This window comes from Streptomyces sp. NPDC003379 (genome assembly GCF_053589195.1).
The window spans coordinates 23,842-41,927 of record NZ_JBSFRK010000047.1; the positions used below are offsets into that span (position 1 = coordinate 23,842).

Here is an 18,086-nt window from a genome sequence, read left to right on the forward strand (position 1 = left end):
TGTGCGTTGAGCACGGGTTTGCCGGGGGAGGTCGGCGCACATCATGCACGTCACGCATCTGTCGCTGGCCGACTTCCGGTCCTACGCCCAGGTCGAGGTCCCTCTCGACCCGGGCGTCACCGCGTTCGTGGGCCCCAACGGCCAGGGCAAGACCAACCTCGTCGAGGCCGTCGGCTACCTCGCCACGCTCGGCAGCCACCGGGTCTCCTCGGACACCCCCCTGGTGCGCATGGGCGCGGAGCGGGCCGTCATCAGGGCCGCGGTCCGTCAGGGCGAGCGGCAGCAGCTGATCGAGCTCGAACTCAATCCCGGCAAGGCGAATCGCGCCCGCGTCAACCGGTCCTCGCAGGTCAGACCGCGGGACGTGCTGGGGATCGTCCGTACTGTGCTGTTCGCGCCCGAGGACCTCGCGCTGATCAAGGGCGACCCCGGTGAGCGGCGGCGCTTCCTCGACGAGCTGATCACCGCGCGCTCCCCGCGCATGGCGGGCGTCCGGTCCGACTACGACCGGGTCCTCAAGCAGCGCAACACCCTCCTGAAGTCGGCCGCCCTCGCGCGGCGCCACGGCGGGCGCTCCATGGACCTCTCCACGCTGGACGTCTGGGACCAGCACCTCGCGCGCGTGGGCGCCGAGCTGCTGGCGCAGCGGCTCGACCTGATCTCGGCGCTGCAGCCGCTGGCCGACAAGGCGTACGAACAGCTGGCGCCCGGCGGCGGCCCGCTCTCCCTGGAGTACAAGCCGTCCGCGCCCGGTGACGGCCACACGCGCGAGGCGCTGTACGAGCAGCTGACCGCCGCCCTCGAAGAGGCCCGCAAGCAGGAGATCGAGCGGGGCGTCACCCTGGTCGGCCCGCACCGCGACGACCTGCTGCTCAAGCTGGGCGAGCTCCCCGCGAAGGGGTACGCGAGCCATGGCGAGTCCTGGTCGTACGCCTTGGCGCTGCGGCTGGCCTCGTACGACCTGCTCCGGGCCGAGGGCAACGAACCGGTGCTCGTCCTCGACGACGTCTTCGCGGAGCTGGACACGCGCCGCAGGGAGCGGCTCGCGGAGCTGGTGGCCCCGGGTGAGCAGGTACTGGTCACGGCCGCGGTCGACGACGACGTCCCGGGCGTGCTGACCGGCACGCGGTACGCGGTGGCGGACGGCGCGGTGGACCGCGTATGAGCACCGAGGAGCCGGCCAAGGGCGACCCCAAGGACGCGGGGGCGGCGAAGACCCCCGAACCCTCCGGTGTCGACCTCGCCCGGGTCGCCCTGCGCGCGGCGAAGGAACAGGCACGCGCGCGTGGGGATGCCGCCCAGCAGAAGAAGCAGGCCCGCCGCGGCGGGCTGCGCTCCGGCGCCCGGGCCGACGGCCGTGATCCGCTGCCGCTCGGCTCCGCCATCAACCGGCTGATCACCGAGCGTGGCTGGGAGACGCCGGCCGCCGTCGGCGGGGTGATGGGCCGCTGGCCGCAGATCGTCGGCGACGACCTGGCCAACCACTGCGTCCCGCAGAAGTACGACGAGGACGAGCGCGTCCTGACCGTGCAGTGCGACTCCACGGCCTGGGCCACACAGCTGCGCCTCATGGCCCCGCAGCTGGTCGCACGCCTCAACGAGGACCTGGGCCACGGCACCGTGCGCCTCATCAAGGTCCTTGGCCCCGGAGGCCCCCCACGCCGCTTCGGCCCCTTGCGCGCCCCGGGAAGCACGGGCCCCGGCGACACCTACGGCTGAGACCGTCGGCGGCGGTAGCTGGGGGTTGACGGCCCGAAGCGCTGAGTGCCGCTGTGAGCCCTCTAGGGCCCCGCTCCGCATATGGGGAGTCGGCCGAGTCCGGTTCAGGGCGGCACATGAGGACTCAGGTACCGGCAAACCCCCATCACTGTCAGCGCTACCGGTAGACTGGAAGCTAATCCCGCCCCACTTGTGGGACGCACCGAGCAACGCTGACTATCGCTGAACGACGCAGCCGCTCCGGCCACCGCCGGGAGCCAGGCTTGTGCTGTGCCAGAAAGGGCGCTTCGTGGCCGATTCCGGCAACCCCAACGAGAACATTCCGTCCACCGCCGCCGGCGAGAACGTCGAGGCACCGCCCTCGTACGACGCCAGCGCGATCACCGTCCTCGAGGGTCTGGACGCGGTCCGCAAGCGACCCGGCATGTACATCGGTTCGACCGGTGAGCGAGGACTGCACCACCTGGTGCAGGAGGTCGTCGACAACTCCGTGGACGAGGCCCTCGCCGGCCACGCGGACACGATCGACGTCACGATCCTCGCGGACGGCGGCGTGCGCGTGATCGACAACGGCCGTGGCATTCCGGTCGACATGCACCCCGTGGAGAAGAAGCCCGCCGTCGAGGTCGTCCTCACCGTGCTGCACGCGGGCGGCAAGTTCGGCGGCGGCGGCTACGCCGTCTCCGGTGGTCTGCACGGCGTCGGCGTCTCCGTCGTCAACGCCCTTTCGACCAAGCTCGCGGTCGATATCAGGCGCGACGGTTACCGATGGACCCAGGACTACAAGCTGGGTGTGCCGACGGCCCCGCTCTCCAAGCACGAGCAGGTCGAGGATTCCGGCACCACGGTCACCTTCTGGGCCGACCCGGACGTCTTCGAGTCGACCGAGTACTCCTTCGAGACGCTGGCGCGGCGTTTCCAGGAGATGGCGTTCCTCAACAAGGGTTTGACGATCAAACTCACTGATGAGCGCGAGTCGGCGAAGGCCACCGCGGGCGCGGACTCGGCCGAGGCGACCGACGACGAGGCCGCCGAGGCCCGCACGGTCACGTACCACTACGAAGGCGGCATCGTCGACTTCGTGAAGTACCTCAACTCCCGCAAGGGTGAGGTCATCCACCCGACCGTCATCGACGTCGAGGCCGAGGACAAGGAGCGCATGCTCTCGGTCGAGATCGCGATGCAGTGGAACTCGCAGTACACCGAGGGTGTGTACTCCTTCGCGAACACGATCCACACGCACGAGGGCGGTACGCACGAAGAGGGCTTCAGGTCCGCGCTGACAGGCCTGGTCAACCGCTACGCGCGCGAGAAGAAGCTGCTGCGCGAGAAGGATGACAACCTCACGGGTGAGGACGTCCGCGAGGGTCTGACCGCGATCATCTCGGTGAAGCTGGGCGAGCCCCAGTTCGAGGGCCAGACGAAGACCAAGCTGGGCAACACGGAGGCGAAGACCTTCGTACAGAAGGTTGTCCACGAGCACCTCACGGACTGGTTCGACCGCAACCCGAACGAGGCCGCGGACATCATCCGCAAGGGCATCCAGGCCGCCACGGCCCGCGTCGCCGCCCGCAAGGCGCGCGACCTGACCCGCCGCAAGGGTCTCCTGGAGACGGCGTCGCTGCCGGGCAAGCTGAGCGACTGCCAGTCGAACGACCCGACGAAGTGCGAGATCTTCATCGTCGAGGGTGACTCCGCCGGTGGTTCGGCGAAGTCCGGCCGCGACCCGATGTACCAGGCGATCCTGCCCATCCGAGGCAAGATCCTGAACGTCGAGAAGGCGCGCATCGACAAGATCCTGCACAACCAGGAAGTGCAGGCCCTGATCTCGGCCTTCGGCACCGGTGTGCACGAGGACTTCGACATCGAGAAGCTCCGCTACCACAAGATCATCCTGATGGCGGACGCCGACGTCGACGGACAGCACATCAACACGCTGCTCCTGACGTTCCTGTTCCGCTTCATGCGGCCGCTGGTCGAGCAGGGGCACATCTACCTGTCACGCCCGCCGCTCTACAAGATCAAGTGGTCGCGGGACGACTTCCAGTACGCGTACTCGGACCGCGAGCGCGACGCCCTGATCGAGCTCGGCCGCCAGGCCGGCAAGCGCATCAGGGACGACTCGGTCCAGCGCTTCAAGGGCCTCGGTGAGATGAACGCCGAGGAGCTGCGCATCACGACGATGGACCAGGAGCACCGCGTGCTCGGCCAGGTGACCCTGGACGACGCGGCACAGGCCGACGACCTCTTCTCGGTGCTGATGGGAGAGGACGTAGAGGCACGGCGCTCGTTCATCCAGCGCAATGCCAAGGACGTCCGTTTCCTCGACATCTGAGTCGGCCCGTACAAGCCGCACCTCGAAAGGACTTTGACCAGCAATGGCCGACGAGAACACCCCTGTGACGCCCGAAGAGGAACCCGCCGTTCCCGGCGTGGGCATGCGTGTCGAGCCCGTCGGGCTCGAGACGGAGATGCAGCGCTCGTACCTCGACTACGCGATGTCCGTCATCGTGTCCCGCGCGCTGCCCGACGTACGGGACGGCCTGAAGCCCGTACACCGCCGCGTCCTGTACGCGATGTACGACGGCGGCTACCGCCCCGAGAAGGGCTTCTACAAGTGCGCCCGCGTCGTCGGCGACGTCATGGGTACGTACCACCCGCACGGCGACTCCTCCATCTACGACGCCCTGGTGCGCCTCGCCCAGCCGTGGTCGATGCGGATGCCGCTGGTGGACTCCAACGGCAACTTCGGCTCCCCGGGCAACGACCCGGCGGCCGCCATGCGGTACACCGAGTGCAAGATGGCGCCGCTGGCCATGGAGATGGTCCGTGACATCGACGAGGACACCGTCGACTTCACGGACAACTACGACGGCCGCAACCAGGAGCCGACGGTCCTGCCGGCGCGCTTCCCGAACCTGCTGATCAACGGCTCGGCGGGCATCGCGGTCGGCATGGCCACCAACATCCCGCCGCACAACCTCCGCGAGGTCGCGGCGGGCGCGCAGTGGGCGCTGGAGCACCCCGAGGCCTCGCACGAGGAGCTGCTCGACGCCCTTATCGAGCGCATCAAGGGACCCGACTTCCCGACCGGCGCTCTAGTAGTGGGCCGGAAGGGCATCGAGGAGGCCTACCGCACGGGCCGCGGCTCCATCACGATGCGCGCGGTCGTCGCGGTCGAGGAGATCCAGAACCGCCAGTGCCTGGTCGTCACCGAGCTCCCCTACCAGACCAACCCGGACAACCTCGCGCAGAAGATCGCCGACCTGGTCAAGGACGGCAAGGTGGGCGGCATCGCCGACGTCCGTGACGAGACGTCCTCGCGCACCGGCCAGCGCCTGGTCATCGTCCTGAAGCGGGACGCGGTCGCCAAGGTCGTACTGAACAACCTCTACAAGCACACCGACCTCCAGTCGAACTTCAGCGCCAACATGCTGGCCCTGGTCGACGGCGTGCCGCGCACTCTCTCGCTCGACGCCTTCATCCGGCACTGGGTCACCCACCAGGTCGAGGTCATCGTCCGGCGTACGAAGTTCCGGCTGCGCAAGGCCGAGGAGCGGGCGCACATCCTGCGTGGCCTCCTCAAGGCCCTGGATGCCATCGACGAGGTCATCGCGCTCATCCGCGGCAGCCAGACCGTCGACATCGCGCGCGAGGGCCTCATGGGCCTCCTCTCGATCGATGAGATCCAGGCCAACGCCATCCTCGAGATGCAGCTGCGCCGCCTCGCCGCCCTGGAGCGCCAGAAGATCGTCGCCGAGCACGACGACCTCCAGGCGAAGATCAACGAGTACAACGCGATCCTGGCCTCGCCCGAGAGGCAGCGCCAGATCATCAGCCAGGAACTGGCCGCGATCGTCGACAAGTTCGGCGAGGACCGCCGCTCCGCACTCGTGCCCTTCGACGGCGACATGTCCATGGAGGACCTGATCGCCGAAGAGGACATCGTCGTCACCATCTCCCGCGGCGGCTACGTCAAGCGCACCAAGACCGACGACTACCGCTCGCAGAAGCGTGGCGGGAAGGGCGTGCGCGGCACGAAGCTCAAGGAAGACGACATCGTCGACCACTTCTTCGTGTCGACGACGCACCACTGGCTGCTGTTCTTCACCAACAAGGGCCGCGTCTACCGCGCCAAGGCGTACGAACTCCCCGACGCCGGACGCGACGCCCGCGGCCAGCACGTGGCGAACCTCCTCGCCTTCCAGCCGGACGAGCAGATCGCCGAGATCCTCGCGATCCGCGACTACGAAGCGGCGCCCTACCTGATCCTCGCCACAAAGGGCGGCCTCGTAAAGAAGACCTCCCTCAAGGACTACGACTCGCCCCGTTCGGGCGGCGTCATCGCCATCAACCTCCGCGAGACGGAGGACGGTTCGGACGACGAGCTGATCGGCGCCGAGCTCGTGTCGGCCGACGACGACCTCCTGCTCATCAGCAAGAAGGCCCAGTCGATCAGGTTCACGGCGACGGACGACGCGCTGCGCCCGATGGGCCGCGCCACGTCGGGTGTGAAGGGCATGAGTTTCCGCGACGGCGACGAGCTGCTCTCGATGAATGTCGTCCGGCCCGGTACGTTCGTGTTCACCGCCACCGACGGTGGGTACGCGAAGCGGACCAACGTCGACGAATACCGCGTTCAGGGTCGTGGTGGCCTCGGTATCAAGGCCGCCAAGATCGTGGAGGACCGCGGCGAGCTCGTGGGCGCTCTGGTGGTGGAGGAGACCGACGAGATCCTCGCCATCACGCTGAGCGGTGGTGTGATTCGTACGCGAGTCAACGAGATCAGGGAGACGGGCCGTGACACCATGGGCGTCCAACTGATCAACCTGGGCAAGCGCGATGCCGTCGTCGGCATCGCTCGTAACGCCGAGGCCGGGCGCGAGGCCGAAGAAGTCGACGGTGACATCGTCGTCGACGACTCGGACGGCGGCGAGCCGGCCGTCGGTACGGACGAGGGCACGGACTCCTCGGCCGAGTAGCGCGAGGAGTGAGTCATCGTGAGTGGAGCCACGGGCACCGGGGCGAATCGGACCGGCAAGACCGGCGCGGACAGTGCCCGTGGCTCCGCCACTGATGCGCACGACTCCGAGTCTCATGGATCCCAGGGGGGGACTGTGACGGACACCCGAGGCGCCGAGACGGCGGGTGGGGTGCTGCCCGGCAGCGCCGACAAGGCAGAGGGAGCCCTGCCGAGCGAGCGGCAGCCCCAGAAGAAGGGGACCCAGAAGAAGGCGTCCCAGCCGTATCACCCGCCGCAGGCGTACCAGCAGAGCGCCAAGGCGGGCGCGGCGCGCAAGCCGCGTACGGGGACGCGCACGGTGCCGCGCACGCGCAAGGCGCGGCTGCGGGTGGCCAGGGCCGACCCGTGGTCGGTGATGAAGGTCAGCTTCCTGCTCTCCATCGCGCTCGGAATCTGCACGATCGTCGCGGCCGCCGTCCTGTGGATGGTCATGGACGCGATGGGCGTCTTCTCGACGGTGGGCGGCACGATCTCCGAGGCGACGGGCTCTAACGAGTCCAACGGCTTCGACCTGCAGTCCTTCCTGTCGCTGCCGCGCGTTCTGACCTTCACCGCGATCATCGCGGTCATCGACGTCGTCCTGGCCACGGCACTGGCGACGCTCGGCGCGTTCATCTACAACCTCTCCGCGGGCTTCGTGGGCGGCGTCGAGCTGACCTTGGCGGAGGACGAGTAGCAGGGCCTCATGAGGGGCCCCGTCTGGGGCCTCGCCCGGCGCCTTGTCTGGGGTCCTGCCCTGCCTTCTCCGAGGCTTCGGCCCTGGTTCGCTCCCCGCGCGGGTATCGATTTTGGGACTGGCCCGCAGGTGCGCTAATCTTCAGGGGTCAGCGCGCGGGACACACACCGAAGCGCGGCGGGGCTATAGCTCAGTTGGTTAGAGCGCATCCCTGATAAGGATGAGGCCACAGGTTCAAATCCTGTTAGCCCCACAGTGGCGTAATGCCAGGTCAGAAGGCCGGTAGATCTCATGGATCTACCGGCCTTCTGCGTGTGTCCGTTTCTTCGCACGGGCGGTACCGCATGTGGTGTACGGCGAAAGTCGTAGGAGCCGAGCCGTACCGCGAGGGTTTCGGCGACCAGCGGTGGACGACTCCGCCGCCATCCACTTCTACGTTCTTCCATGGTGACGTTTTCCAGCACGGCGCCGCAGGGCGGATGGCACAACCAGCGGCCGGTGCTGACGACTATGGCCAGCTGGCACTTCTACAAGGCCTACTGGACCGCGAACGAGTGCCACAACAAGGGCCGGTCTCTCGGTGGCACCTACAAGTGCACTTCCGGAATAGGCCACGACGGCGAGTGCAAGTGGTTCCTGTACCGCTGGTACTAGGGGTCGCATGCGAAGTGCCCCCAGCCGGTGTGGCTGGGGGCACTTCGTAAGTCTCTGGGGCCTGGGCCGGGCGTGGACCGTATTACGGCTCTGGGGCGGGCCCTGGCTGATCGGTGGTGGTGGGCTCAGCCTCGGCTTCCGTGTCCATGGGGGGCAGGTGCCGGCAGCTGGGAGATGAGCCGTGGGCCTCGGCGCGGATGCGCTGCTTCATCGTCGGGGGCAAGGACCGTTCGTACGCAGCTGTCCAGAGGGCCATGGTCGGCGCGGGCGCGCACTCCGTGGCGTTGCGAGCGTTCGTGGTCTCGTGTACCGCCGTGGCCGCGGTGGCCGTCGTGGTGAGTCCCAGCGCGGCGAAGAGCGCGAGGAAGGCGGTGACGATCGTGGCCCACAGCTTCGTGGCCTTGCTACCAGTCATGACCCCTCAATTCGGGTTGGGCGATTTGCGTACTTTCCTCATGATGTGTATGTGGGGTCGAGAGTGGCGGACCGACGCCCGCGCGGCGCCGATGTTCGGATGAACACCACCCGGATGGACCCAAGGGCACCGAGAAAGGGGCAAGGGCGGCGAAAGTCACAGTGGGGCGACGGCATACGGAGCGTCGAGGTCCATTTCGACTGCTGCGGAACGGGCGGCAGTTGGGGGCGCATCCAGGTCACCGATCGATATCGATCGGTGTGTATAGTCGGGCGCCAGAAGTCCCCTACGTCAAGGAAAGACGAGGTCGCGCGGTGAAGAAGCTTCTCCTGGTCGCACTGGCCGCCATCGGCGGGCTCCTCGTGTACCGCCAGATCCAGGCGGATCGCGCCGAGCAGGATCTGTGGACGGAGGCGACTGACTCCGTGCCCACGGGTTCGTGAGTCATCGACACCAGTCACTTCACAGGCCCCGGTCGCTTTTGCGGCCGGGGCTTTGTGCTGGTCGGGGGTACCGGAGAGGTCGGGTTCGGGATGGCTTTGATTCGCTTATGTGAATGAACTGTTCGCGGAAGTGAATGTTGGGGGTGTTGGCGCGGTTGCGCCGGTGGCGGGTTCGTGGTGGTGTCCGCGGGGGGTCGGGCGGGCAGGACCGTCGGGACGGGCGGTACGGGCGGGACGGCCGAGGTCGCGACGAGGGGTGGCGCGTGATGGGGCGGCGGCGGCTTGGCGGGGGCTGGGGCGCGGCGATGTGCGCGACTATGTGTGCGGTGGTGATGCTTCCGCCGCAGGCCGGGGCCACGGGGACGCCCGCTCCGTACGGCTTCGCCGAGGGCGCCGAGACGATCGACGGCACGACGAGCAACGTCGAGGGGCACCGGCTCAGCCCCGGGAAGACGTACAGAAGCTCCCTCCCGCGCGCGGGACAGCGTTTTTACCGCCTGGAGCTCAAGGCGGAGGAGAGCGCGTACGTCGCTGTCACCGCGGTGCCGGAGTTCGGCAGCAAGGTCTCCTACGCCGACGGTGTCGAGGTGTCCGTACAGGATGCCGACGGCAACAACTGCAGCCCTCTGGAGGCGCAGAAGGCGAGGTTCGGTGCTTCGGAGAGCCCGCGTCCCATCACGGCCACGGCGGCGCGCAGGGTCGGACCCGATGAGAAGAGCTGCGAGGGAGCCGGTACTTACTACGTGCTCGTCGAGCGGACCAGCGCACCTGAGTCCTCCCGGGCGAGCTGGGATCTGGAGCTTCGGGTCGCGTCGGAACCCGCGGTACGGGCGGACGGGGCGACGGAGCCCCCGCAGTCCTGGAACTCCGCGACACCTGTTCCGCCGACCGGTGAGCGGAAGCGACGCGAGGGCGGCGCGGGCTTCCACGGGGCGCGTGCGCTGGGGAAGGGCGTGTGGGGAGACAGCATCGAGCCCGGCCAGACGCTCTTCTACCGTGTGCCCGTCGACTGGGGGCAGCAGCTCTCCGTCGCCACGGAGCTCGGCAGTTCGAATGGAGGCGACGAGTCCATCGGCACGGGGCGCGGGACGGCGCTCGGCGCCGGGTATGTCTCGTCCGCGCTGGTCATGACGCTGTCCAACCCGGTGCGTTCGGAGGTCGACGACGCGGACACGGCGTATGACGGCAAGCAGAAGTCGGCGGTACTGGATCCGCTGCCGCCTGTCGCGTATGAGAACCGCTTCGCCCCGGCGGACGAGATGGCCGCGATGCGGTTCGCCGGCTGGTACTACCTGTCGGTCCATCTCAGCCCGGAGGTCGCGGAGAGGTTCGGCGCGGCTCCGCTGGACCTGACGCTGCGGGTGGATGTCGACGGGGCGGCGCGGCCGGGGCCGGCGTACGCGGGCTCGCCCGTTCCCGCTGATCAGTTCGGCGTCACGGAGCGGGACGTGGAGGCCGCCAGGCGCGGGGAGAAGGCTGCCGGGAGCGGTGTGGGACCGGGTGACGACCCGGCGATGGTGGCGCTTGCCGCCGGGGGGATCGGGACGGGCGTGGCGCTGCTGGGCGTTCTCGGCGCGTGGGCGCTGATTGCGCGGCGCCGGGCGGCTGCGGTGGAGGCCGCGGCTGCTTCGGGGGTAGATGGCTCTGCTCGTGCTCATCCCCGCATGTCTGCGCGGTACGGGCCGCCGCCGGGTTGTTGAGGACGGAGCCGGGGTCGTGACGCCGGTGCGCGGCCGGGGCTGGCGGCTACCTCGACGGAGCCGGGCTCGTGACGCCGGTGCGCGGCCGAGGCTGGCGGCTACCTCGACCGTCAGAGCTGCGTCAGCGCCCAGACGCCGACCGCGAGGCAGACCAGCGCGACGAGCAGCATCGGTATCGCCACCTTCGCGGGCGGACCCGGCCGCCGCTTCTGCGGGCCTGGGAAGGCCGGGATCTGAGGCTCGGGGATTGCCGGGTTCGGATATGGAACCTGAGCGGCGTGAGCGGTGTATCGATAAGTAGGAGCGTGGGCGCGGTGCACCGCGGACGTCACGGTCTGGGCGGGGTTAGGGGCCGGGACCTGGTGGGGGGAGGACACATGCGTGGGCTCGGGCGCGGGTGCCCGCACGGACAGCGGCAGAGGCAGGGGCAGGGGCAGAGGTGTAGGAGGAGTGGATGGATGGGGTGGCTGTATGGGCGGAGGCAGGAGGAAGCTGCCGGTCTCCGGACCGGAGGCGGGGGCTGGGGGCTGCGTTGGGGCAGATGCCGGGGGCTCAGGGCTGCGGCCGCTCGGGTCTGGAGCCGGGGGTATGCCCTCGGGGGCGTGACCTCTCGGGCCAAGAGACAGAGCTACGTGCCCGGGGTCGTAGGCGCTCGCGCTTGGGGGCGGGGGTATGTCCCTGGGGTCATGGTGGCTCGCCTCTGGGGACGGGGGGCCGTGCCTGGGGTCATGGGCGTTCGCGCTTGGGGGCGGGGGTATGTCCCTGGGGTCATGGGCGTTCGCGCTTGGGGACGGGGATACGTCCCTGGGGGCGTGGACGCTCGCCCCTGGGGACGGGGATACGTGCCCGGGGGCGTGGACGCTCGCCTCTGGGGACAGGGGGCCGTGCCCGGGGTCATGGACGCTCGCCCCTGGAGGCAGGGGCACCTGCTCGGGGCCATGGCCGTTCACCGCTGGGGGCGGGGGGCCGTGCCCGGGGTCATGGACGCTCGGCCCTGGAGAGACGGGCACATGCCCGGACGCCGCGTCCGGTTGGGATGTGGAGGTGAGAGGGCCGGTGGGGGCATAGCCGACGGGGAGTGGGGGGAGTTGGTCGAAGATTTCGACGAGTTCGTCGTCGGGGCCGGGCTCGGGCAGCATCTCGGCGACGCAGGCCAGCGCCTTGCGCGCACCGGTGGCGGTGCGGAAGCGCGTCTGCGGGTCGGGCTGGAGCAGGGTGGCGATGACCTGCCAGAGGGGCTCCGGCATGCCTCGCGGGGCGCAGGGAGTGCCGTGCTCGGCGAAGCGTTCGATCAGCGCCTTGGCATCCGGCTTGGCGCCCTCCAGGAGATACAGGGCGACGAGACCGACGGCGAAGAGGTCGCCGGTGAAGTCCGGCTCGGCGCCCAGCATCTGCTCGGGGGCGAAGTAGCCGGGCGTACCCACCACATAGTCGGTCTCGGTCAGCCGGGGCTCGCCCTTGCGCATCGAGATGCCGAAGTCGGACAGGCGCAGATGCGGGCGTCCGGCGCCGGTGGCTTCGAGCAGGATGTTGGCCGGTTTGATGTCGCGGTGGATGACGCCCTCGGCGTGGACGGCCGCGAGACCGGAGAGGAGCTGGTCGAGGAGCGTGCAGGCGAAGCGGGGCGGCAGCGGGCCGTAGTCCCCGATGACATGCGCCAGCGAGCCGCCGGTGACGAGGTCCATGGTGAACAGGACTTTGTCGTCGTCGGCGGCCCAGCTGGCGGGCGCGAGTACATGGGGGTGGTCGATACGCAGGGCCTGTTCCCGTACGAACCTCAACAGGGCGTGTGCGTCGCTCTGCTGAAGGACTTTGGCGGCCACATACCTGCGCCGCCGGTGGTCCCAGGCGCGCCAGACCGCTCCGACTCCCCCGTGTCCGATCGGGTCGACCAGTTCGTACCGGCCGGCGAAGACCTCACCCATGGTTGCGCCCCGCTCCCCTCCCCGGCCGTACGGCGGCCCGGTCGACGGCTCAGCTCTGGTGTGCCTCGTAGTGGGCGACCGCGTCCGCGGTGCGCCCGGCGCCGTACACCCGGAGGAACTCTGCCAGCTCCGGATGGGTGGGGGCGAGGGAGTCCGCGGCATCGATGATGTCGCCGGCCGCCGCGACGGAGCGCAGCAGGGACTGGATCTCGCGGACCACGCGCTTGACGGTGGGCGCGCCCGAACTGGTCGCGGTCTGAGAGGTGTTGGTCAGCACGGAGCCGCCCTGGGACTTCTTGATCTCGTCCATGCGGTCGGTGGCCTCGGCGGCGCTCACGCTGCCGTCGGCGACCTGGCCCGCCAGTTCCTGGAGGAGCTGGACGCGCTGGACGACCGCCGGGTTGCCGATCTTGGCGCGCTGACCGCTCATCAGCTGGGACAGCATGGGTGCGGACAGACCGAGGACTCCGGCGAGGCGCGCCTGGTTCAGACCCAGATCATCGATGAGGCGACGAAAGAGCGCCCCCAGCGGCTCCCCGTACCAATTCCGCTGGAGCTCTCGTGCTCTCGCGGTGGTGTCTTGTTGTGCGGCGTCCATTGCGTCTCCCCATCGCTTCCCCTAAGACCGCGGTTCGCTGCCGCGAACCACGTCGTGCATCTTACGGAGCGTGGTCGTCGACCGGGACCCCCAATCCTTTTGCGGGATCCGGGGGGAGACCCGGTACTCTGGTGTGCGATGCACGCCGGGAGGTGATTCTTCCGGGCCGCCGCATCGTTCTCGGGGCCTTAGCTCAGTTGGTAGAGCGCTGTCTTTGCATGGCAGATGTCAGGGGTTCGACTCCCCTAGGCTCCACTTCGACAGAGGTCCTCTGACCTGCGGAAACGTGGGTCAGAGGACCTCTCTGTGTTCATCACGGCAGCACCGTGGGTGCTGGCTCGGCTTTCCGTGACGCGGTCACCATCAGGGATCAGTGCTTTCGAGGTCTTGCATGATCCGTCGCACTTCGTGGCGCTACTGCTCGGCGTCAGGCGGCGAGGTGGAGTGTGTCTGGCAGGCGATCTTGAGCTTGTCAGTTCGTTCAGCCAGGCCGCGCCACTGATTGAGGCGGTTGATGCACCGCTCGACGGTGTTGCGCTACTTGTATGCGGGATGCCGCACGCATGCCTCGGTGCCGCAGGTGGTTGCGGACGCCGCGGGAGTGTCCGAGCGCGTGATCGGCGGGTGCGCCGGGGTGGGTCGCCCTCTTTTGAGCGCTCCGGCAGCGTGCCGGTGGGCCCGGACGATCGTGGAGTCCACCGACAACCGCCCAGTCGGCATCGTGGGCGGCGTCCGCCGCCGCCAGGACGGCGGCGAGGGTTGTCTCCCGGGTGCCGTCGACGGCCGATGGCCTCAAGAGGGCGGCGATGGTCGGCCCAACGCCGCCCCCGGGCCGGATCGGCCGACATCAGCGGCTTGGTCCGCTCCCCCATCACATCAGTGATCAGTGATCGGTGATCGGTGATCGGTCATCGGTGATCAGTGAGCAGACGGGTACATCCGAGCGACTGACCGAACCATCAAAGGCGCACGCGCTAGTGCGGGACCGGGCACACCCCCGAGGCGACCGAGTTGTAGTTGGGCGCGGCCATCGGAGTCGTCGTGTTGCTGCCGAGCTGGATGAGGATCTCGTCGGACAGCAGGTCCTGCTGGCCCTTCAGCGCGTCGGCGACCTTTGTGTCCTTGGGGAAGACCATCTCAGCGGCGATGTTGTCCTGCACGATCCGCGCGAGGTTGTCCAGCGCGGTGAAGATCGGGTCCGTCGGCGGCTCCAGGCCGGGCAGGTCGATCAGGTGGGTGGCGACCTTGGCCGCGTTCATGCAGTCCTTGATGATGATGGTGTTCTGGTTGAGGACGCTCGTCGTCCACTGCGACAGGACCACGCAGTACAGGTCGGTCCACGCTTCTTCACCGACCTTGGTACGCCAGGTCTTCATGATGTCCTGCACGCCCTTGATCTGGGCCTGCGACGCGTGCTCCATGTTGGTGCGGATGTCGGGGTAGACGCTGCCGGAGAAGGTCTCGAAAGACGCCATGTCGAACTTCTTGGCCGCGATCGAGGCGCTGATGAACTTCTGGGCGCCGTCGAGGATGTTGCCGCATGACGTGGTCAGTGCCGCGGGCAGGCCGGCGGAGGGGAGCTGGCGACGGGCCGTGGTGAGCTTGGCGGCGTACGCCTGCAGCGGTTCGATCCACGCGGTGGATGTGTTGCTGCTGAACGCCACCATGACGAGGTCATGGGCGTCGATGCGGTTGGCGTTGGGCAGGTTCGGCACCTTGTTCGCCAGGTAGGGGGCGATCACGGAGAAGATGCCGAGCGGGACGTGAGCGATGGACTTCGCCAGCTCGAACGTCTCCGATACGGGGTTGGTGGACTCCTGACCGTCCTTGGTCACAAGGGTGAATCGGCCGCCCTTGGCGTCGTTCTGTACGACGACCACCGGGGAGAGGTGCTTGATCAATTCTGTCTTCAGAACAGCGTAGTTGGCGCGCATTCCGGCGTTGACGGCGAGCATCGACGACCGCGCCGTCTGCTGGCTGACTGCCTCTGCGGCTGCGCTGTCCGCTGCCGCGGTGTCCGCGTAGCTCGGGGATGCCGAGTAACCGAGCAGGGCCGCCGTACCGATACCGGTAGCGCCGCCTATGAACCCTCTGCGGGTAGCCATCTTCGTTCTCTCCATGGGGTTTCGCTGATCTGTTTCTGTCGCTTTTTCGATGTGCGGATCGAATTCATGGGGGGGACCTTCGGGTTGGGGGGTTGGGGGGATGGGGGGATGGGGGGTGTGGGGCTTGGGGGGCGCGGGTTGTCGCGCCCATCGGCGGGGGAAGGAACCGGAGTTCCTTCCCCCGCCCGAAGCCAGGCGTGGGGAGCGTTACTTGATGTCGCGCTGCTGGGGGACCACGACGCCGAAGCGGTCCTGGATCGTGGCGAGCGCGGCCTCGTGGACCTGCTTGGCGGGGATACCGTTGGGGTTGCCCTTGACCGGCAGCGGCCGGGTCGCGGAGGCGTCGCCCACCACGGTCGGGTGGTAACCGTTGTAGACGGCTCCCTCGGTGGTGAACAGGGTGCACATGTGGGTCATGAATCCGGCGATGATGACGTTCTTGCGGCCGGTCTTCTTGAGCTCCGCGTTGAGGTTCGTGTCGTGGAAGCCGTTGGGGACGGCCTTTTCGACAACGCTTTCACCCTTGGCCGGCTTGAGCTCCGGAATGATCTGTCCGGCCTTCGACTTGAGGTCGTAGCCCTTCTCGACGATGTGGATGACCGGTGTGTGAGCCTTGCGGGCCCGTTCCAGCAGCTTCTTGGTGTTATCCACCGACTCACGCCAGCCGTCGAGTTCCATCGGGCCGCCGGTGTAGACGTTCTGGTAGTCGACGAGGACCAGCGTGGCGTTGGACAGCTTCGCCGGCGTCTCGTCGAGCTTCATGATCTGGCGCAGCGTCGTGGTGTCCTTCGCGACGTTCCGCTCGGAGGACGGTGACGGCTTCTTGTCGTTCTGGTCGGTGCGGGCGGCGGCGTCGGTGTCTCCGCCACACGCCGTCACGGTGGCCGCGAGAAGGGCGGCGGCACCCAGGGCGACGAGCGAACGCAGCGGCTTCATCATCAGACGATCTCCTTCTGAGAGGCGGTGACGACCCCGTACAGGTCGGCGATGGTCGCGAGAGCGCCCTGGTGCACCTGGTCGGCGGGGACGTCGGTGCCCGCGACGGGCAGCGAGCGGGTGGCGGTGGCGTCGGCGGCGACCGTGGGGCGGTTGCCGTTCAGGAAAGCGCCCTGCGCCGTGAATGCGACACACATGTGGGTCATCCACCCCGCGATGACGACGTCCTGGCCCTCCTTGATGTGACTCGCCAGGTCCGTGCCGACGAACGCGTTCGGGACCTGCTTGACGACGACCGGCTCACCCTCGAGAGGGGCGACCTCCCGGTGGATCTGGCCGATCTCCGCCCGGATGTCGTACGGAGTCCCCTCCCCGCCGTCGTTGATGACGTGCACGATCTTCGTGCCGGCAGCGCGGGCCCGGGCCAGCAGCTGCGCGGCGGCGTCGAGGGACTGCTCCCAGCCGTCGAGCTCCATCACGCCCTGGGTGTAGGTGTTCTGGAAGTCGATCAGGATGAGCGTCGACTCGGCCAGCTTCGCGGGCGCCTGGACGAAGCCGTTCAGCTCGCGCAGCGTGGTCCTGGACATGGGTGTACCGCCTTTGCATCGCGTAGGAGGGATCACAGCCCGATGTCGGTCCTTGTCGGTCCGGGAGGCTGTGTCCACAACGCTATGAGTCCGCAGCGGTGTCAGCAATGACGTCTAACATGCAGAAACCGACCTACGGTCGGGTGGCGCAGCGGCAGCAACACCAGGGGGAAGCGTGACGGAAACCGCGAAACGGCTCGTCGTGATCGTGGTCTTCGAGGGTGTGGACCTGCTCGACATCACCGGGCCGCCGGAGGTGTTCGCGTTGGCCCGCCGGGAAACCGCGGACGCGGCCGGCTATCACGTGGTCCTCGCCGCAGAGACCATGGACCCGGTCACCACCGGCGCCGGTGTCCGTGTCCTGCCCGACCTCACCTTCGATGAGGCTGCCGAGCGCAGCATCAACACCCTCATCGTGCCGGGGGCCGTGGAAATCGACGACGACGGGCGCGTCCACCCCCTCGTTGACCCCGCACTGGTCGACTGGGTGAAGGTGCTCGCGGCGCGGACGCGCCGGATCACCTCGGTGTGCGTCGGGGCGCATCTGCTCGCCGCCGCCGGGCTGCTCGACGGCAAGCGGGCCACCACGCACTGGTCGACCGCACCTCAACTGGCCGCCGACCATCCGGAGGTGGAGGTCGACGCCGATCCCATCTTCATCCGCGAGGGCAATGTGTGGACCGGCGCCGGGATCAGCGCCTGTCTCGACCTCTCCCTCGCCCTGATCGCCGACGACCTCGGCGAGGCCGTCGCGCTACGCGTGGCACGCCAACTGGTGATGTACCTCAAACGCTCCAGCGGCCAGAGCCAGTTCAGCGTCCCGCTGGAGCAAGTCTCCACCACCCGACGCATCGAGGAGCTGCGCCACCACATCCTGCGGCACATCTCCGAGCCGCTCACCATCGAGGACCTCGCCGCGTACGCCCATGTCAGTGACCGACATCTGACCCGCCTGTTCAAGAACGAACTGGGCACGACCCCGCACGCGTACGTCGAATCGGTGCGCGTCGAGAAGGCCCGCCACGAGCTGGAGTCCTCCGACGCCACGCTCGACCGCATCGCATCCCTCTGCGGCTTCGGAACGATCGACACCCTCGTACGGGCCTTCCGCCGCCGTCTGAACACGACCCCCACGGAGTACCGGCGCAGGTTCCGGATGCCTCACGTGTCCTGACGGGCAGGACCGGCGGGCCGACGATCCCGTCGGTGCCCGCGATTTCCTCACCCGGGCCGAGAGGGTCTCCCTCACCAGCCGCCACGACCTCGCGGCGAAAGGGTGATCATGGCACTGGCCGTCTCCAGGGG

At 68.4% G+C, this 18,086-nt stretch carries 15 protein-coding genes, 2 tRNA genes and 1 pseudogene; 11 read left to right on the top strand and 7 right to left on the bottom strand.

The window, feature by feature from the left end; genetic code table 11:
* The first annotated feature begins 43 nt into the window (after positions 1-43).
* The 7 genes from recF to ACWDVB_RS32940 all read left to right on the top strand — a co-directional run bounded on the left by recF (position 44) and on the right by ACWDVB_RS32940 (position 8,072).
* Positions 44-1,165 carry a DNA replication/repair protein RecF gene (recF, locus tag ACWDVB_RS32910; RefSeq protein WP_451518332.1) on the top strand — a complete coding sequence of 374 codons (1,122 nt, stop codon included), beginning with the start codon at positions 44-46 and terminating at the stop codon, positions 1,163-1,165.
* Positions 1,162-1,719 carry a DUF721 domain-containing protein gene (locus ACWDVB_RS32915; RefSeq protein ID WP_451518331.1) on the top strand — a complete coding sequence of 186 codons (558 nt, stop codon included), beginning with the start codon at positions 1,162-1,164 and terminating at the stop codon, positions 1,717-1,719. Before recF ends, ACWDVB_RS32915 begins: the two co-directional genes overlap by 4 nt.
* A gap of 265 nt (positions 1,720-1,984) precedes the next feature.
* On the top strand, positions 1,985-4,054 hold the full coding sequence (gyrB, locus tag ACWDVB_RS32920; RefSeq protein ID WP_451518330.1) for a DNA topoisomerase (ATP-hydrolyzing) subunit B: 2,070 nt from the start codon (positions 1,985-1,987) through the stop codon (positions 4,052-4,054).
* A gap of 43 nt (positions 4,055-4,097) precedes the next feature.
* The gene (gene gyrA, locus ACWDVB_RS32925; protein ID WP_451518329.1) at positions 4,098-6,701 is read left to right on the top strand and encodes a DNA gyrase subunit A; all 2,604 of its coding nucleotides are present in this window, start codon (positions 4,098-4,100) and stop codon (positions 6,699-6,701) included.
* Positions 6,702-6,719: 18 nt separating this feature from the next.
* Entirely contained in the window at positions 6,720-7,418 is a 699-nt protein-coding gene (locus ACWDVB_RS32930) for a DUF3566 domain-containing protein (protein ID WP_451518328.1), read from the top strand.
* A 179-nt stretch (positions 7,419-7,597) separates the two neighbouring features.
* Positions 7,598-7,671, top strand: a tRNA-Ile gene (locus ACWDVB_RS32935).
* Positions 7,672-7,865: 194 nt separating this feature from the next.
* Positions 7,866-8,072: a hypothetical protein gene (locus tag ACWDVB_RS32940; RefSeq protein WP_451612017.1), complete on the top strand. Its 207-nt coding sequence runs from the start codon at positions 7,866-7,868 to the stop codon at positions 8,070-8,072.
* An 82-nt stretch (positions 8,073-8,154) separates the two neighbouring features.
* On the opposite strand, the gene ACWDVB_RS32945 is transcribed toward ACWDVB_RS32940, so the two are convergent.
* A complete protein-coding gene (locus ACWDVB_RS32945) occupies positions 8,155-8,487 on the bottom strand; it encodes a DUF6344 domain-containing protein (protein ID WP_451518326.1) in 333 nt (110 codons plus the stop codon).
* A gap of 314 nt (positions 8,488-8,801) precedes the next feature.
* Between ACWDVB_RS32945 and ACWDVB_RS32950 the strand changes: the two genes are divergently transcribed.
* The gene (locus tag ACWDVB_RS32950) at positions 8,802-8,930 is read left to right on the top strand and encodes a DLW-39 family protein (RefSeq protein ID WP_003999697.1); all 129 of its coding nucleotides are present in this window, start codon (positions 8,802-8,804) and stop codon (positions 8,928-8,930) included.
* Between the two features lie 332 nt (positions 8,931-9,262).
* Positions 9,263-10,630 carry a hypothetical protein gene (locus ACWDVB_RS32955; RefSeq protein ID WP_451518351.1) on the top strand — a complete coding sequence of 456 codons (1,368 nt, stop codon included), beginning with the start codon at positions 9,263-9,265 and terminating at the stop codon, positions 10,628-10,630.
* A 110-nt stretch (positions 10,631-10,740) separates the two neighbouring features.
* Here ACWDVB_RS32955 and ACWDVB_RS32960 read toward each other — a convergent pair whose 3' ends face one another.
* Both ACWDVB_RS32960 and ACWDVB_RS32965 read right to left on the bottom strand, forming a co-directional pair.
* The gene (locus ACWDVB_RS32960; protein WP_451518325.1) at positions 10,741-12,555 is read right to left on the bottom strand and encodes a protein kinase domain-containing protein; all 1,815 of its coding nucleotides are present in this window, start codon (positions 12,553-12,555) and stop codon (positions 10,741-10,743) included.
* A 49-nt stretch (positions 12,556-12,604) separates the two neighbouring features.
* Positions 12,605-13,153 carry a helix-turn-helix domain-containing protein gene (locus ACWDVB_RS32965; RefSeq protein ID WP_055563954.1) on the bottom strand — a complete coding sequence of 183 codons (549 nt, stop codon included), beginning with the start codon at positions 13,151-13,153 and terminating at the stop codon, positions 12,605-12,607.
* 182 nt (positions 13,154-13,335) lie between these two features.
* Here ACWDVB_RS32965 and ACWDVB_RS32970 point away from each other — a divergent pair.
* Positions 13,336-13,408 (top strand) — tRNA-Ala (locus ACWDVB_RS32970).
* 172 nt (positions 13,409-13,580) lie between these two features.
* Here ACWDVB_RS32970 and ACWDVB_RS32975 read toward each other — a convergent pair.
* The 4 genes and pseudogenes from ACWDVB_RS32975 to ACWDVB_RS32990 form a co-directional block, all read right to left on the bottom strand.
* Positions 13,581-14,025: pseudogene (locus ACWDVB_RS32975) on the bottom strand (hypothetical protein).
* 102 nt (positions 14,026-14,127) lie between these two features.
* Positions 14,128-15,258, bottom strand: coding sequence for a hypothetical protein (locus tag ACWDVB_RS32980; RefSeq protein ID WP_451518324.1), 1,131 nt, complete (start codon positions 15,256-15,258; stop codon positions 14,128-14,130).
* A 207-nt stretch (positions 15,259-15,465) separates the two neighbouring features.
* A complete protein-coding gene (locus tag ACWDVB_RS32985; RefSeq protein WP_451518323.1) occupies positions 15,466-16,197 on the bottom strand; it encodes a cysteine hydrolase family protein in 732 nt (243 codons plus the stop codon).
* On the bottom strand, positions 16,197-16,781 hold the full coding sequence (locus ACWDVB_RS32990) for an isochorismatase family protein (protein ID WP_451518322.1): 585 nt from the start codon (positions 16,779-16,781) through the stop codon (positions 16,197-16,199). The genes ACWDVB_RS32985 and ACWDVB_RS32990 overlap by 1 nt, the downstream gene beginning before the upstream one ends.
* 175 nt (positions 16,782-16,956) lie before the next feature.
* Between ACWDVB_RS32990 and ACWDVB_RS32995 the strand changes: the two genes are divergently transcribed.
* Entirely contained in the window at positions 16,957-17,955 is a 999-nt protein-coding gene (locus ACWDVB_RS32995) for a GlxA family transcriptional regulator (protein ID WP_451518321.1), read from the top strand.
* The last annotated feature ends 131 nt before the right edge of the window (positions 17,956-18,086 follow it).